The following is a 15,085-nucleotide window of genomic DNA, read 5'->3' on the forward strand; positions in this document are numbered from 1 at the left end:
GAGGATTATTCCTTGCTGACAACGGGCTGAGCCGCCGGTTCAGCGGGCTGCTCAAGCTGCAGCTCCAGCCTTTTGATCTTGCGCTCGGCGCGGCCCAGCGCAATACGGGTACGCAGGTAGAACAGACCGCAAATGATCCAGCCGAGCACGAAACCGGCGCCAAACAGCGTGGCCAACAGGGTCGATACGCGATAATCGCCCTGCGCAACCAGATAGTTAAAATTGACCACCTGATCGTTATGCGCACCCAAGGTGACGGAAATCACGAAGATCACCAGAACCAACAAAAAAATCAGCAAATATTTCACATTCTTTCCCGCGATGCCGAGTGAATCGGATGAACGATGCCAAAACGTGGCGTCCCTAACCCTTAAGTTAGCATTTCCCGCTGCGGCAGGGAAACCCTGCGGCACGATAAAACCACATATCTGCTGGCATATTCGGCAGTAAACGGTCTTAGCGAACAAATTGATGAGAAAGCTTCTCAAAACGTCGAATTTATAAGGATATGGGGGCAACCGGGCGGATTGCAATGGCGGGAAAATGTAAGCGGTTAATGCGGCGCCGATCCGACGCCGCCGTGTGTGTGACATGGTCACATAACACTCATTTCTCAGGCTTGCGCGCCGCGATTTCCTGCTGCTCTTGCGGCGGCGGCGTCAGCGGGCCGAACCAGCGCTGCGCCAACCAGCAGGTGACCACCACCAGCAGCCAGCTGATCAGCGTAGCCATCGCCAGATCGCGCGGCCAGTGCATGCCCAACAGCAGGCGGCTGCCCATCACGCCGGTCGCCCACACCATCAGCAGCGCGACGGTTTTATAATGGCGGCGCGGCCACAGCAGCCCTACGCCCAACAGCGCCCAGGTAGCGGCGAACATCGTGTGCCCCGACGGGAAAGCGAAACCGGTTTCAAACTGCCAGTGCTTGCGCAGCCAGTTCGGCACCACCGTCTGATCCTGCAATTGCTCGCGCACCAGCGCGCTGCGCTCTTTGCGATGCAGCGAATAGAAGTATTTACCGTCCACGCCGTGGGTTTGCTCCAGCCATACCACAAACGGTCGCGGTTCTTGCACCCGATCCTTGATTAAGGACTTGACCCCCTGCCCAATCACCAACGCGGCGGCAAGCAGAATGGCCAGGCCGATGGCTGCCTTCAACCGAAAGCGCAGGCACCACAAAAACCAACCGCAAAGGATAGCGCTGGTCAGAATGCCCCACGGCGAGGTCACGGTTTCGGTCACCCAGTACAGCGCTTTGAGCAGCGGCTCGTTGCCGCCGGGCTGCCAGTGCCAGCCGGATGCCCATACTACCAGCGGCATCAACAGCAACAACAGCGCGCCGCCCGCCGTGCGTTTTGCTATCTCATACATTCTATTCTTCCTCTGCGTGAATCAGGCAGCAGTGTAACAAGAGTGCAATATTGATAACACGCGAAAAATTAAACAGATAGGCAACCTATCGCAGTAATAGGTGGCCAGAAAACGCCATCTGCTGGTTTGCTGAGCACCGCCCGGCAAGAAGTTGTGGCAAAATAGACGATAATTAACGAAATAGAGATCGGCGTAGCACGTTTTAGTCTTGGTCAATTTACCGAACCGGACTTAGGATGCGCGACAATGATTGAATCGTAGTTTTTTGTGGAGAATGACATGCAGCTTAAACGGGTGGCAGAGGCTAAACTGCCGACACCTTGGGGCGATTTCCTGATGGTAGGATTCGAAGAACTGGCGACCGGGCATGACCATCTGGCGCTGGTATTCGGTGATATTTCCGGCGAAACGCCGGTGCTCGCACGCGTGCATTCCGAATGTCTGACCGGCGATGCCCTGTTCAGCCTGCGCTGCGACTGCGGTTTTCAACTGGAAGCCGCGCTGGAGCAGATTGCCGAAGAAGGCCGTGGCATCCTGCTTTATCATCGCCAGGAGGGCCGCAATATCGGCCTGTTGAACAAGATCCGCGCCTATGCCCTGCAGGATAAGGGCGCAGACACCGTGGAAGCCAACCACCAGCTCGGCTTTGCCGCCGATGAGCGCGACTTCACCCTGTGCGCCGACATGTTCAAACTGCTGGGCGTCGACGCGGTGCGTTTGCTGACCAACAACCCGAAAAAGGTCGAGATCCTGACCGAAGCCGGCATCAACATCAGCGAGCGCGTGCCGCTGATCGTCGGCCGCAACCCGAAGAACGAACACTATCTGGCGACCAAGGCCGCCAAAATGGGCCATTTGCTCGATCAGAAATGATCGCCGCCGCGGCGGAAACAATCAGGGCGCCTTACGGCGCCCTTTTTATTGCCTAATTACAGCATTTTCCTGATCACATAGTGCAGGATGCCGTCGTTTTCGTAGTAGGTCAGCTCATTGCCGGTATCGATGCGGCAACGGGTGTTGATCACGTCCTTGCGCCCGTCGGCATAGGTGATATGCACCGGCACCGTTTGGCCCGGCTGCAGCTGCTGCAGGCCGCCGACGCTAATCTGCTCATCCCCGGTCAGCCCCAGGGTTTTGCGCGTCACCCCTTGCGGGAACTCCAGCGGCAAAATCCCCATGCCGATCAGGTTGGAGCGGTGAATACGCTCGAAGGATTCGGCAATCACCACCCGCACGCCCAGCAGGCGCGGCCCCTTCGCCGCCCAGTCGCGGCTGGAGCCGGAGCCGTACTCTTTGCCGGCGATCACCGCCAGCGGCACCTTCTCCTGCTGATACTGCATGGCGGCATCGTAGATAGACAGCTGCTGCTGCGACGGAATATGGCGGGTATAGCCCCCCTCCACGCCCGGTACCATTTCGTTGCGGATGCGGATATTGGCGAAGGTACCGCGCATCATCACTTCGTGGTTGCCACGGCGTGAACCGTAGGAGTTGAAATCCTGCGGCGCTACGCCATGCTCGCTCAGGTAACGCCCCGCCGGGCTGTCGCGCTTGATGTTACCCGCCGGCGAGATGTGATCGGTGGTCACCGAGTCGGCCAAAATCGCCAGAATACGCGCGTCTTTGATGTCCTGCACCGGGTCCGGTTTCACCTTCATGGTGCTGAAGAACGGCGGATGGCGGATATAGGTAGAATCCTCCTGCCACTGATAGGTCGCCGAACCGGCCACCTGGATCGCCTGCCAGTTGGCGTCGCCGTCGAACACTTCGCCGTATTCCTTGTGGAACATCTCGGTGCGCACTTCGTCCACCGCCTGAGCGATGTCCTGGCTGCTCGGCCAGATATCCTTCAGGTAGACCGGCTGACCGTCATTGCCCTCGCCCAGCGGCTCTTTGGTCAGGTCAATCTTCATGCTGCCCGCCAGCGCATAAGCCACCACCAGCGGCGGCGAGGCCAGCCAGTTGGTTTTCACCAGCGGGTGGATGCGCCCTTCAAAGTTACGGTTGCCCGAGAGCACCGCCCCCACGGTCAGATCGCCTTCTTTGATCGCCTGCTCGATCGGATCAGGTAACGGACCCGAGTTACCGATGCAGGTGGTACAGCCATACCCCACCAGGTTGAACCCCAGCTCTTCCAGGTAGGCGGTGAGTTTGGCACTGTCGAAGTAGTCGGTCACCACTTTGGATCCCGGCGCCAGCGAGGTTTTTACCCAGGGTTTGCTGCGCAGCCCTTTCTTGACGGCGTTTTTCGCCAGCAGGCCGGCCGCCATCATTACGCTCGGGTTGGAGGTGTTGGTGCAGGAGGTGATCGCCGCGATCACCACCGCACCGTCTCGCAGTTCGTGCTGTTGCCCATCCAGCGTAAAGGTTTTGCTGTCGGTATTGGCCTTGTGTCCCCCGATATCCAGCTCGGTGGCGGCCTTGAACGCCTGCGGCACATTCGGCAGCGCAACGCGATCCTGCGGGCGCTTTGGCCCGGCGAGGCTGGCTTCCACGGTTGACATGTCCAGCGCCAGCGAGCTGGTGAAGACCGGTTCATCACCCGGGTTGCGCCACATGCCCTGCGCTTTGGCGTAGGCTTCCACCAGCGCGATTTGTTCGGCGCTGCGGCCGCTGAGCTTCATATAGCCGAGCGTAACGTCATCCACCGGGAAGAAACCGCAGGTGGCGCCGAACTCCGGCGACATGTTGGCGATGGTTGCCCGGTCCGCCAACGGCAGATCGGCCAGCCCGTCGCCATAAAACTCGACGAACTTGCCGACCACGCCGTGCTTGCGCAGCATTTGGGTCACGGTCAACACCAGGTCGGTGGCGGTAATGCCCTCGCGGAGCTTGCCGGTCAGCTTGAAGCCGACCACGTCCGGGATCAGCATCGATACCGGCTGGCCCAGCATCGCCGCTTCCGCTTCGATGCCGCCGACGCCCCAGCCGAGGATACCCAGGCCGTTGATCATGGTGGTGTGGGAATCGGTGCCCACCAGCGTATCGGGATAAGCCACGCGGCGGCCGCTTTCGTCGCTGTGCCAGACCGTTTGGCCAAGGTATTCAAGGTTGACCTGGTGACAGATGCCGGTGCCCGGCGGCACCACGCGGAAGCGGTTGAAGGCTTTCTGCCCCCAGCGCAGGAAGGTGTAGCGCTCGTGGTTGCGCTGCATTTCGATACGCACGTTGTCTTCAAAGGCGTTATCGTCGCCAAATTCATCGACGGTAACCGAGTGGTCAATCACCAGATCCACCGGCGACAGCGGATTCACCTGGTCGACGTTTCCGCCCAGCCGCCGTACCGCTTCGCGCATCGCGGCCAGATCCACCACCGCCGGAACGCCGGTAAAATCCTGCATCAGCACGCGCGCCGGACGATAGGCGATCTCACGGTCAGCATGGCCGGTTTGCAGCCAGGCGACGATGGCCTTGAGGTCGTCAACCTGCACGGTGTCGCCATCCACATGGCGCAGCAGGTTTTCCAACAGCACTTTCATTGATTTCGGCAACCGGTCGATAGCACCCAGCTGCTTTGCCGCCAGCGGCAGACTGTAATAGTAATATTCGCTATTCAGCGCAACCAGCTTATCCAGACTTGTTTCACGAAGATCGGACGACATAGCTCCTCCATTTCTTATTGTGACTAAAACAGGGTAATCAGTGAGGTCTTGTTTAAAGATACCACAAAGATAAGTTAACGTTTTGATAACAACACGATTTGATCACAGCGATAGGCAGGAACAATCAGCGGAAAAGAAGTCCGAGCGCCGCCAAGGGGTTAGGCCATGCGCCAACAAAAACGCCGCAACGATGCGGCGCTTTAACAGGGAAAGGTTTGCTCTACAACGGCTCAGCGGGGAAATCCATCTCCACAACCGCCAGCTGATCCTTACGGCCCTTCTTTACTTTGATGTCCATCCCTTTGCGCAGTAAATGCATCTGGCCAGGTTGAACCAGGGCCTTGGCAGTGTGGAGTCGGGTGTCGCCCGGGAGATAAAAATCAACGTCAAAGAAAAAGTCATTGCCGTATCGAGTGTTGGTTTGCCGACAGGATTCGAGGTGCGAGGCGATAATTTCGCCTTGCCAGCTGTCCTTGTTGAGATAGTTTTTAACGGCAGACGTCTCGGTCGAGTTACCGCCGTTATTTTTAAAAATACAGTAAAAGAAAATGCCCATCACGACAGGGGTGGCGATCCCCGCATACAGGAAGTACTTCGACATATCAGCCAGAGACATAAGTGTGCTGCTCCATTTTATGTAATTATAAACAACGAGTTATTCGTTACATTCAGCGTTCTGTTGCTGATATTGGTCACCTCGACATTCACCACCACCCCGTTCGTTTCCGTTTTGAACGCCGTCTTTGAAAACTCTTTCAGCTTATAAGAATTTGATAGCCCCGTCAGGCCGTTGGACACGCCAACGATGCTGCTGGCTATCGCCGATGCCGATACGCTATTACCGGTAATGCTTTCGCTGAAGGCGGTCACGGTCAGGCTGTGCAGCTTGGGATTGAACACGGACTCTGGCGCTTCAAGGCTGATTTTTTCGCCGCTGACAATCTTGATCTGATGCGGGCTGTAAATCGTAATAGTTCCCGCGTTGACGTTTTGCGTCCAGTCGCCGCTATTGATATTGGTGGTAACGCCGTCTTTGATCGTTTCGTTGACGCCGCCCTTGATCTCGCGGGTAACGCCCCCGGTGATGTCCTCTTTATGGCCGCCGGCGCCGATCGTAACGTCCCGCCCTTTATCCAGGGTCTCAGTCAGTTTGCCGGTGACATGGTGGCTTTCATTCCCGTCGATATCGCTGGTGCGGTCGCCTTTGATCGTTACCTTGTCGCCGCCGTCCTTAATGTCGAACGTCCGCCCCGCCTTGATCTCCGTAGCGACACCGCCATTAAAATAGCCGGTTTCTTTGTGATCCACCGTGGTGGTACGCTGGCTCTTGTAATGGAAGGTGGCATTGCCCGTCACTTCGTCTTGCTGTTGCTTGAGGATAGTTGTCGTCCGGTTACCGTCAATATTGACCTGCTGGTCATTTTCCACCGAAACCTTCATATCCTTTTCGGAGTGCAGTTCCACGGCCTCGCTGCCCACCTTATCTTCGAAAAACAGATAGCTGGCGTTATCCCGGCTTCCGTCCTTACTGCGAGTCATAAAGCCCATTTGCGTAGCCGCCGCCGGCAACACCCACGGCGGCATGCTCGCCTCATTGTAGACGCGCCCGGTGACAATCGGCCGATCCGGATCGCCATTGATAAAGTCCACCACCACTTCATCGCCGACGCGCGGTATCTGTACCGAACCGAACCCTTGCCCCGCCCAGGCACTCGAGACCCTCACCCAGCACGAACTGGTATCATCCCCTTTGGCGCGGCGATCCCAGTGAAACTTCACTTTTATCCGGCCGTATTTGTCCGTCCAGATATTCTCGCCGACAGGCCCCACCACCTTGGCCGTTTGCGGGCCATAGGTGCGCGGCCACGGCGTCACCGTCAGCGGACGAAAGACGGTAGCGGCCGGGATAACCGTAAAGTCGATGCGATGAACCGTCTCTCCTTCTTCGCCGCTGGCGTAGCGGTTCTCGGAGAACGTATAATCGGCGGCCGTCGTCAGGTATTCGCCGTTATCGCTGAAAAACGGGGCGTTGATCAGGGTAAAGGTATAACCCGGCGCTATTCCAATCGCCGTTGCTGTGCCGTGTACCTGCTGATGTTCCACCTGCCAGCGTTCCTGGCGCACGCGCGCGTAGAACTCTCCATCGGCGTGTTCGACATAGCGGCCCGGCCAATCGTAGACATCGATGCTGCCCGGCATCGGCGAGGCCGGGTTTTGACGAGCCTGGAACAGCCAGGCGTTCGGTTTGCGAAAGTCATAGTCGTCCAAACCGTAAATGCCCGGCGTTACGCTGTCTTCCGGTGCCCATTGGCCGATGCCCTGCTCGAGGGTGCTGCCGCCAGACGGAGTCTGATGGTAAGGAATCGTCTCGTAGCCGCTAAACGGCTGATACTGCCCTGCCGCATCCGTCAGCACCAGCGTGTGGCGGCCCGCCTCATGGCGAAAATGGTAAACGATACCCTCCAGCTCCATGAGGCGGCTGATAAAATCGAGACTGCTCTCCTGATACTGAACACAGTAATCCCACACCCGATAGCGACCGGTGAGTTTATCCTCTACGTTCACCTGATATTCGCTGAGCAAAGCATGCACCGTTTGCGGCACCGTCTGGCCCTGGAAGATGCGCAGATTGCGATCCCGCTTCATCGGCCATAGATCCGATTCCACCGTCAGCGTATACACAGCATAACGCGTGCCACTTAATTCGACGGCACTGACGGCAACGCGGGTCACTTTGCCATTGATATGGCGATCCGCTGACAGCAGCCCCGTCGGTAAATTCACCGTGACCGGTTGCCCCAACAGCTCGCTGCGATTAATGCGGGCATCCCGGCCCAGCAAGGTCAGCGTAAGCGCAAACGGCTCGGACAAGGCCTCACGGCCCGCCAGCTTCCAAAAAAGCAGGCCCTCAACGGGCAATTGAACAGAGATACGGCTGGTCATGAGATAAGCGGCTCCGCTGGCAATTGGTTAGCATTACTTTAACTTCCGAGAGAAAAAAAACTCTTTGCCAGAACAAAAACACTTTGTTTTCAGATGATTCCTAACAAGGGAGCCATAAGCTGTTTCAAGGTTGAATGGCCGTGATTCAGAAACTTAGCGAAAATGACAGAGGGCGTTGGCCTGACGTTAAAGCGCCATAACGCATTCTCCCCACTAGGATTGGATTAGCGCAGCTTGCGAATGGGGTGTTTTATGGCGCAGGGTTTTGCTCATAAAAAACCCGGAGAGGCGCAGGCCTGTCCGGGTGTTGTTTGATGTCGTCAACGCTGGCGGCTATTTGATAGGCAGCTTGATGTCCTTGAACATCGCTTCAATTTCTTCGTTGGAGCGCAGCGCCACCGCGCTGTCGACCACGTCGCGCGTCAGGTGCGGCGCGAAGCGCTGAATGAAGTCGTACATGTAGCTACGCAGGAAAGTGCTGCGGCGGAAACCGATCTTAGTGGTGCTGTAGGTGAAGATATCACGCGCATCCACCGTCACCAGATCCGGATCCTGAACCGGATCCACCGCCATGCTGGCGATCACCCCAACCCCCAATCCCAGACGCACGTAAGTTTTGATCACGTCGGCGTCGGTGGCGGTAAAGACGATGCGCGGCGTCAGGCCGGCGCGGTTGAAGGCGGTATCCAACTCCGAACGCCCGGTAAAGCCGAAGGTGTAAGTGACGATCGGGTAAGCCGCCAGCTCTTCAATGCTGATGCTGCTTTTACCCGCCAAAGGATGATCGGGCTTCACCACCACCGCGCGGTTCCAGTGGTAGCACGGCAGCATGATGAGATCGTCGTACAGGTGCAGCGCTTCGGTGGCGATGGCGAAATCGGCGGTACCTTTGGAGACCGCTTCGGCGATCTGCGTCGGCGAGCCCTGATGCATGTGCAGCGAGACGCGCGGGTAACGCTCGATGAAGCCTTTGATCACGTTGGGCAAGGCGTAGCGAGCCTGGGTATGCGTGGTGGCGACGTACAGTGAGCCTTTGTCCGGATAGGTGTGTTCACCGGCGACGGCCTTGATGGCGTCCACCTTGGACAGCACTTCACGCGCGATGCGAATGATTTCCTGGCCGGCCGGGGTGACCTGGGTCAGGTGTTTGCCGCTGCGGGCGAAAATCTGGATGCCCAGCTCATCTTCGAGCATGCGCACCTGTTTACTGATGCCGGGTTGCGAGGTATAGAGCCCTTCTGCCGTCGAGGAGACATTCAGGTTGTGGTTAACCACTTCCACAATGTAACGAAGCTGCTGCAATTTCATATCTTATACCATCCTAGGTTAAACACTGCGGCTTACCCGCAGCCAGGTATATCGGTGTCGCCCCGGTATGCTGAAACTCACAAGCCATAAACACCGTGTTCTACCCTGATGGTGAAGAAAACGCCGTTGTTAATAAGCTTTAATAATAAAAAAACTTTTTATATAACCACTATACCACGTTGCAGCTTCAAGTATAGATCCGCGTCACACTATGATAACGATTATTTTGCATTGGTATCAACGTGAAACGACGGTGACGGAGGGATAAAAACAGCAAAGGATAGATCCGTTTGCCGCTTTTCACCAATAAAAAAAACCAGCCGCCAGGGCTGGTTTTTCATCTTGCAGGCAGGACAACCCGGCCTTACTTCTTGCCTTCGACCCACTTGCCGTCCACGTAGAACGCGGACCAACCGGTCGCCTTGCCGTCTTTTTCAGAAGAGACGTACTGCTGTTTGGTTTTACGGCTGAAACGCACCAGCGTTTTATTGCCTTCGGCATCCGCCACCGGCGCATCGGCCAGATAGCGCAGCTTCTCCGGCAAGCGATCCTTGAAGCGAGCCAGCTCTTCCACCAGCGGCGCACGGGTTTCGCGCGATTTAGGGAAGGTATTGGCCGCCAGGAACACGCCGGCAGCGCCGTCACGCAGCACGAAATAGGCGTCGGACTTCTCACACGGCAGCTCCGGCAACGGCACCGGATCTTCCTTCGGCGGCGCGACATCGCCGTTGCGCAGGATCTTGCGGGTGTTTTTACAGTTCTCGTTGGTACAGCCCATGTACTTGCCGAAGCGCCCCATTTTCAGGTGCATTTCCGAGCCGCACTTGTCGCACTCCACCACCGGGCCATCGTAGCCTTTCAGGCGGAACTCGCCCTCTTCGATCTCATAGCCGTCACACGCCGGGTTGTTACCGCAGACATGCAGCTTACGCTGGTTGTCGATCAGATAACTGTCCATCGCCGTACCGCATTTCTGGCAGCGGCGGCGGGCGCGCAGCGCGTTGGTTTCCGCGTCGTCGCCTTCGAGGATGTTGAGCACTTCCGCTTCCGGCACCAGGTTGATGGTGGTTTTGCAGCGCTCCTTCGGCGGCAGCGCATAGCCGGAACAGCCGAGGAACACGCCGGTGCTGGCGGTACGGATGCCCATCTTACGGCCGCAGGTCGGGCAGTCGATGCTGGTCATCACCATCTGGTTAGGGCGCATGCCGCCTTCTTCCGGATCCTTCTCCGCCGTTTCCAACTGCTCGCTGAAGTCGACGAAGAATTCGTCCAGCACCGCTTTCCACTCGGCCTGGTTGTTGGCAACCTCATCGAGACCGTCTTCCATGCGCGCGGTGAAGTCATAGTTCATCAGCTCGCGGAAGTTTTCTTCCAGGCGATCGGTGACGATCTCACCCATTTTCTCGGCATAGAAGCGGCGGCTTTCCACCCGCACATAACCGCGATCCTGAATGGTCGAGATGATGGAGGCGTAGGTGGACGGGCGGCCGATGCCGCGTTTTTCCAACTCTTTCACCAGCGAGGCTTCGCTGTAGCGCGCCGGCGGCTTGGTGAAGTGCTGGCTTGGGATCAGTTTTTGCAGATCCAGATCGCTGCCGATTTCGACGTATGGCAGGGTGCGATCTTCATCGCCCTTGCGCAGCGCCGGCATCACCTTGGTCCAGCCGTCAAAGCGCAGCGTACGGCCCTTGGCGCGCAGCTGATAATCGCCGGCTTTCACCGTCAGCGTGGTGGAATCGTATTGCGCCGGCGTCATCTGGCAGGCAACGAACTGGCGCCAGATCAGCTGATACAGCTTCTGCGCGTCCGCTTCCATGTCTTTCAACTGCTCGGCGAGCACGTTCACGTCCGAAGGACGGATCGCTTCGTGCGCTTCCTGCGAATTCTCTTTGCTGCTGTACTGATTCGGCGCCTTCGGCAGGTATTTGTCGCCGAAGTTGTCACCGATGTAGCCACGCACCATGTTGAGCGCATCCTGGCTCAGGTTGGTCGAGTCGGTACGCATATAGGTGATGTGGCCGGCTTCATACAGCCGTTGCGCCATCATCATGGTTTTCTTCACGCCGAAGCTCAGACGAGTGCTGGCGGCCTGTTGCAGCGTGGAGGTAATGAAAGGCGCGCCCGGCTTGCTGCTGGTCGGTTTATCTTCGCGATCCAGCACCGTGTAGCGGGCTTTTTCCAACAGCTTGACCGCGGCGTGAGTCTGCTCGCGGTTGACCGGCTTGAACGGTTTGTCGTGCGCGTGAGTCACTTCCATCTGCAGCGCGGTTTCACCCTTCGCCAGCAGATCGGCATGCAGCTCCCAGTACTCTTCCGGCACGAAGGCCTTGATGTCGCGTTCGCGCTCAACCACCAGGCGCACCGCCACCGACTGTACGCGGCCGGCGGACAGGCCGCGGGCAATTTTTTTCCACAGCAGCGGCGAGACCATATAGCCCACCACGCGGTCCATAAACCGGCGAGCCTGCTGCGCGTTAACGCGATCAATGTTCAGCTCGCCCGGCTGTTTGAACGCCTGTTGGATTGCGTTTTTGGTGATTTCGTTAAACACCACGCGGCTAAAGCGTTTGTCATCCCCACCGATCACTTCCCGCAGGTGCCAGGCGATGGCTTCCCCTTCGCGGTCAAGGTCGGTTGCGAGATAAATGTGGTCGGCGTTTTCCGCCAACGATTTTAACTCGGCGACCACTTTTTCTTTACCCGGCAGGATTTCATAATGTGCTTTCCAGCCGTGGTAAGGGTCGACGCCCATGCGATTTACCAGCGCCGCCTTCTCATCTTTTTTAACTTTTTTCTTGGCTTTGTCTTCGGTTGAGTCAGCGCTCTTTTTGCTGGCTGAGCCACTGGTCGGCAAATCACGGATATGACCGACGCTGGACTTCACCACGTAGTCATTTCCTAAATATTTATTAATAGTTTTGGCTTTTGCCGGGGACTCAACTATTACGAGAGCTTTACCCATATTTACCTTTACCTAATTTATTTCTTCTAAAAAGAAGTCTTTTATCTCGCCGTGCCGCGGCAATTCGTGTCTCTTTTTTTATATTGCGGCAGTCTGGCAAGAGATCAACAGATTTTTTTCTTTTGGTTGCCCAACTGCTCAACCTGAACGCAAGTTGTTGATCCTGCCTGCTATTCACCCATGCCCCAGAAGTATGGCTGTGTGAGTTTTATTCATGGCGTAAACAAAACCTTCCACCCGACGCCGCAAAATCCCACACTGTACCTGATAAAAAGCGTCACGCAACCTAATTAGCACGGAAAGACCGATTTCGCCAACCGGCGGCCGCCCATGGCCATCCAGACGGCAAATAAACCTTAGTCGGTTTGCGGATAAAAGCGAACCGGCGTTAGAATATGCGCAGAGTTTTTAGTTTGGAGTCTAATAAATGCACACGAATACTGCCCCTATCGGCCGCGAGGCCCTGCTGGCGGAAGCAAATAACATCATCCGCCAACACGAAGATTATCTGCACGGCATGATCGCCACCGACGTTGAACAAAAAAGCGGCGTTTTAGTTTTCCGCGGCGAATACTTTTTGGATGCCGATGGATTGCCCACCGCCAAAACCACCGCGGTATTTAATATGTTTAAACATTTGGCCCATCTGCTTTCGGAAAAATACCACCTGGTCGATTGAGAAAAGAAAACGGGGGCACCTGGCCCCCGTTGATTCACGCTATCACCGCCGTTACAGCAGCGGCTTTTCACCACGCTGCCACCAGCGCAGCAGCAAGCGATCGACGCTTTCCGCCGCGCTGCCGGTGAAGCGATCCATCAGGCGTTTGCGGCGCGTGTAGCGCACGGCGATCACCTCGTGGTTATCCAGCTCGGCGATCAGCAAATCGTCGCTGGTGCCGATGGCGTCGATAAGCCCCTTTTCTTTGGCCTGAGAACCGAACCAGTGTTCACCGGTGGCGACGCTGTCGATGTCCAGCGACGGGCGCTGCTCATGCACGAAGCGTTTGAACAGCTCGTGGGTTTCGTTCAGATCTTCGCGGAACTTCTCGCGCCCCTGCTCGGTGTTTTCGCCAAACAGCGTCAGCGTCCGTTTGAACTGCCCGGCGGTGTGCAGCTCCACATCGATGTCGTTCTTTTTCAGCAGGCGGTGGAAGTTCGGGATCTGCGCCACCACGCCGATGGAGCCGATGATGGCGAACGGCGCCGCCACGATGCGATCCGCGACGCAGGCCATCATGTAGCCGCCGCTGGCCGCCACTTTATCCACCGCTACCGTCAGGCGAATGCCGCCTTTGCGCAGGCGCTCCAGCTGCGAGGCCGCTAGGCCGTAGCCGTGCACCACCCCGCCAGGGCTTTCCAGGCGCAGCAGAACTTCATCCTGCGCCGACGCTACCGCCAGCACCGCCGAGATCTCTTCGCGCAGCGAGGTGACTTCGTGCGCGTCCATGCTGCCCTTGAAGTCCAGCACATACAGGCACGGCTTAGTCACTTCCACCGCGCCGGACTTGGCGCGCTGCTTCTTCAGCTTGTCGTCGGCCTTGGTCTGCTTTTTGAACTGTTTCAGCCAGACCTTCTGCTCGGCGGTATCCATACGCGCCAGGCGCATATCACGCTGCATCTCGCGATACTGTTCACCGAGATCGGTCAGCTGCAGCTCCCCTTTCTGGCGGTTCTTGCGTTGCCCCAAACTGACCGCCAGGATGGCCAACGCGGCGATGGCGAGCACCACCGTGGCGACCTTGGCCAGAAACAGGCCATAAACAGATATAAACTCCACAGATTCCGCCTTTATTTACAGGTTGTTAGTATGCTTCTTTCCATTTTAGCCAACCGCAGCGGCTGCTGTCGCGGCTAAATGAAAATTCATTGCACACGGATCATCACTATGGGGACGATTCAAGGCCGAACCAAGGCGCCACCGCCGTGCTTTTGTTACAAAAGAATGCCATTTCAGCCTGCTACGCATTGAAAATGCCCACGGATTAAGGCATATAACACCCATTATTCATCAATACGATGAGACGAATTCGCTGCGCGGCCCGCAGACGGTCGAGCCTTTGCTCCCGCCCCGGCCGCGCGTTTCACCCTTGCTCCCCGATATTCGCGGGAGAACAGCCACCCAGGCGAGGATTTATCGTGCATTACCAACCCAAACAAGATCTGCTCGAACAACGTATCATTTTGGTCACCGGCGCCGGTGACGGCATCGGCCGCGAAGCGGCGCTGACCTATGCGCGCTTCGGCGCTCAGCTGGTGCTGCTGGGGCGCACCGAGAGCAAACTGCTGGCGGTACAACAAGAGATCGCGGCCCAGGGCGGCGCCCCGGCCCGGGTGGTGACGCTGGACTTGCTGCACGCCACTCAGGAGCAATGCCGGCAGATAGCCGACGATCTGGCGAGCCAGATCCCCCGCCTTGACGGCGTGCTGCACAACGCCGGCCTGCTCGGCGACATCGCGCCGATGGCCGACCTGTCGATGACCATGTGGCAAGAGGTGATGCAGGTTAACGTCAACGCCACCTTTATGCTGACTCAGGCGCTGCTGCCGCTGCTGCTGAAATCCCACGCCGGTTCGCTGGTGTTCACCAGTTCCAGCGTCGGGCGCACCGGCCGCGCAGACTGGGGTGCCTATGCGGTGTCGAAATTCGCCACCGAGGGCATGATGCAGGTGCTGGCCGACGAGTATAAAAACCGCAATCTGCGGGTGAACTGCATCAATCCGGGTGGCACCCGCACCAAAATGCGCGCATCTGCCTTCCCGCACGAAGACAAGAACAAGCTGAAAACCCCGGCCGATATCATGCCGCTGTATCTGTATCTGATGGGCGAAGACAGCCGCCGGAAAACCGGCATGAGCTTCGACGCGCAGCCAAACCGTAAACCCGGCGCGGCCGAATAAT

General features: G+C 57.4%; 11 protein-coding genes. 3 read left to right on the top strand and 8 right to left on the bottom strand.

The window, feature by feature from the left end; translation table 11 throughout:
- Nucleotides 1–5 precede the first annotated feature (5 nt).
- Both FUU19_RS13355 and pgpB read right to left on the bottom strand, forming a co-directional pair.
- Nucleotides 6–308, bottom strand: a complete 303-nt coding sequence (locus FUU19_RS13355) for a LapA family protein (RefSeq protein WP_004930650.1) — start codon at nucleotides 306–308, stop codon at nucleotides 6–8.
- Nucleotides 309–606: 298 nt separating this feature from the next.
- Nucleotides 607–1,371 carry a phosphatidylglycerophosphatase B gene (gene pgpB / locus FUU19_RS13360; RefSeq protein WP_141968506.1) on the bottom strand — a complete coding sequence of 255 codons (765 nt, stop codon included), beginning with the start codon at nucleotides 1,369–1,371 and terminating at the stop codon, nucleotides 607–609.
- Nucleotides 1,372–1,650: 279 nt separating this feature from the next.
- On the opposite strand from pgpB, the gene ribA reads away from it, so the two are divergent.
- Nucleotides 1,651–2,244, top strand: coding sequence for a GTP cyclohydrolase II (ribA, locus tag FUU19_RS13365; protein WP_141968504.1), 594 nt, complete (start codon nucleotides 1,651–1,653; stop codon nucleotides 2,242–2,244).
- A 56-nt stretch (nucleotides 2,245–2,300) separates the two neighbouring features.
- Here ribA and acnA read toward each other — a convergent pair whose 3' ends face one another.
- The 5 genes from acnA to topA form a co-directional block, all read right to left on the bottom strand.
- Entirely contained in the window at nucleotides 2,301–4,973 is a 2,673-nt protein-coding gene (acnA, locus tag FUU19_RS13370) for an aconitate hydratase AcnA (protein ID WP_230490920.1), read from the bottom strand.
- Nucleotides 4,974–5,193: 220 nt separating this feature from the next.
- Complete coding sequence (locus FUU19_RS13375) at nucleotides 5,194–5,589, bottom strand: hypothetical protein (RefSeq protein WP_141968500.1); 396 nt, start codon at nucleotides 5,587–5,589, stop codon at nucleotides 5,194–5,196.
- A 17-nt stretch (nucleotides 5,590–5,606) separates the two neighbouring features.
- Nucleotides 5,607–7,916: a type VI secretion system Vgr family protein gene (locus FUU19_RS13380; RefSeq protein ID WP_230490919.1), complete on the bottom strand. Its 2,310-nt coding sequence runs from the start codon at nucleotides 7,914–7,916 to the stop codon at nucleotides 5,607–5,609.
- A 333-nt stretch (nucleotides 7,917–8,249) separates the two neighbouring features.
- Nucleotides 8,250–9,224: an HTH-type transcriptional regulator CysB gene (gene cysB, locus FUU19_RS13385; protein ID WP_004930690.1), complete on the bottom strand. Its 975-nt coding sequence runs from the start codon at nucleotides 9,222–9,224 to the stop codon at nucleotides 8,250–8,252.
- 364 nt (nucleotides 9,225–9,588) lie between these two features.
- Nucleotides 9,589–12,186: a type I DNA topoisomerase gene (gene topA / locus FUU19_RS13390; protein ID WP_141968496.1), complete on the bottom strand. Its 2,598-nt coding sequence runs from the start codon at nucleotides 12,184–12,186 to the stop codon at nucleotides 9,589–9,591.
- A gap of 427 nt (nucleotides 12,187–12,613) precedes the next feature.
- On the opposite strand from topA, the gene FUU19_RS13395 reads away from it, so the two are divergent.
- Nucleotides 12,614–12,865, top strand: coding sequence for a YciN family protein (locus FUU19_RS13395; RefSeq protein WP_063990040.1), 252 nt, complete (start codon nucleotides 12,614–12,616; stop codon nucleotides 12,863–12,865).
- A gap of 51 nt (nucleotides 12,866–12,916) precedes the next feature.
- Here FUU19_RS13395 and sohB read toward each other — a convergent pair whose 3' ends face one another.
- Nucleotides 12,917–13,963: a protease SohB gene (sohB, locus tag FUU19_RS13400; protein WP_038877302.1), complete on the bottom strand. Its 1,047-nt coding sequence runs from the start codon at nucleotides 13,961–13,963 to the stop codon at nucleotides 12,917–12,919.
- Between the two features lie 359 nt (nucleotides 13,964–14,322).
- Here sohB and FUU19_RS13405 point away from each other — a divergent pair, with 359 nt between their 5' ends.
- Nucleotides 14,323–15,084 (top strand): YciK family oxidoreductase, encoded by a 762-nt coding sequence (locus FUU19_RS13405; protein WP_089195947.1) that lies wholly within the window; start codon nucleotides 14,323–14,325, stop codon nucleotides 15,082–15,084.
- Nucleotide 15,085 lies beyond the last annotated feature (1 nt).

Source organism: Serratia montpellierensis (assembly GCF_020858655.1).
GTDB lineage: Bacteria > Pseudomonadota > Gammaproteobacteria > Enterobacterales > Enterobacteriaceae > Serratia > Serratia montpellierensis.

Coding starts and splice junctions, on each gene's coding strand:
- pgpB (WP_141968506.1), bottom strand. CDS start 1,371: ATGTATGAGATAGCAAAACGCACGGCGGGCGGCGCGCTGTTGTTGCTG.
- ribA (WP_141968504.1), top strand. CDS start 1,651: ATGCAGCTTAAACGGGTGGCAGAGGCTAAACTGCCGACACCTTGGGGC.
- acnA (WP_230490920.1), bottom strand. CDS start 4,973: ATGTCGTCCGATCTTCGTGAAACAAGTCTGGATAAGCTGGTTGCGCTG.
- FUU19_RS13375 (WP_141968500.1), bottom strand. CDS start 5,589: ATGTCTCTGGCTGATATGTCGAAGTACTTCCTGTATGCGGGGATCGCC.
- FUU19_RS13380 (WP_230490919.1), bottom strand. CDS start 7,916: ATGACCAGCCGTATCTCTGTTCAATTGCCCGTTGAGGGCCTGCTTTTT.
- cysB (WP_004930690.1), bottom strand. CDS start 9,224: ATGAAATTGCAGCAGCTTCGTTACATTGTGGAAGTGGTTAACCACAAC.
- topA (WP_141968496.1), bottom strand. CDS start 12,186: ATGGGTAAAGCTCTCGTAATAGTTGAGTCCCCGGCAAAAGCCAAAACT.
- FUU19_RS13395 (WP_063990040.1), top strand. CDS start 12,614: ATGCACACGAATACTGCCCCTATCGGCCGCGAGGCCCTGCTGGCGGAA.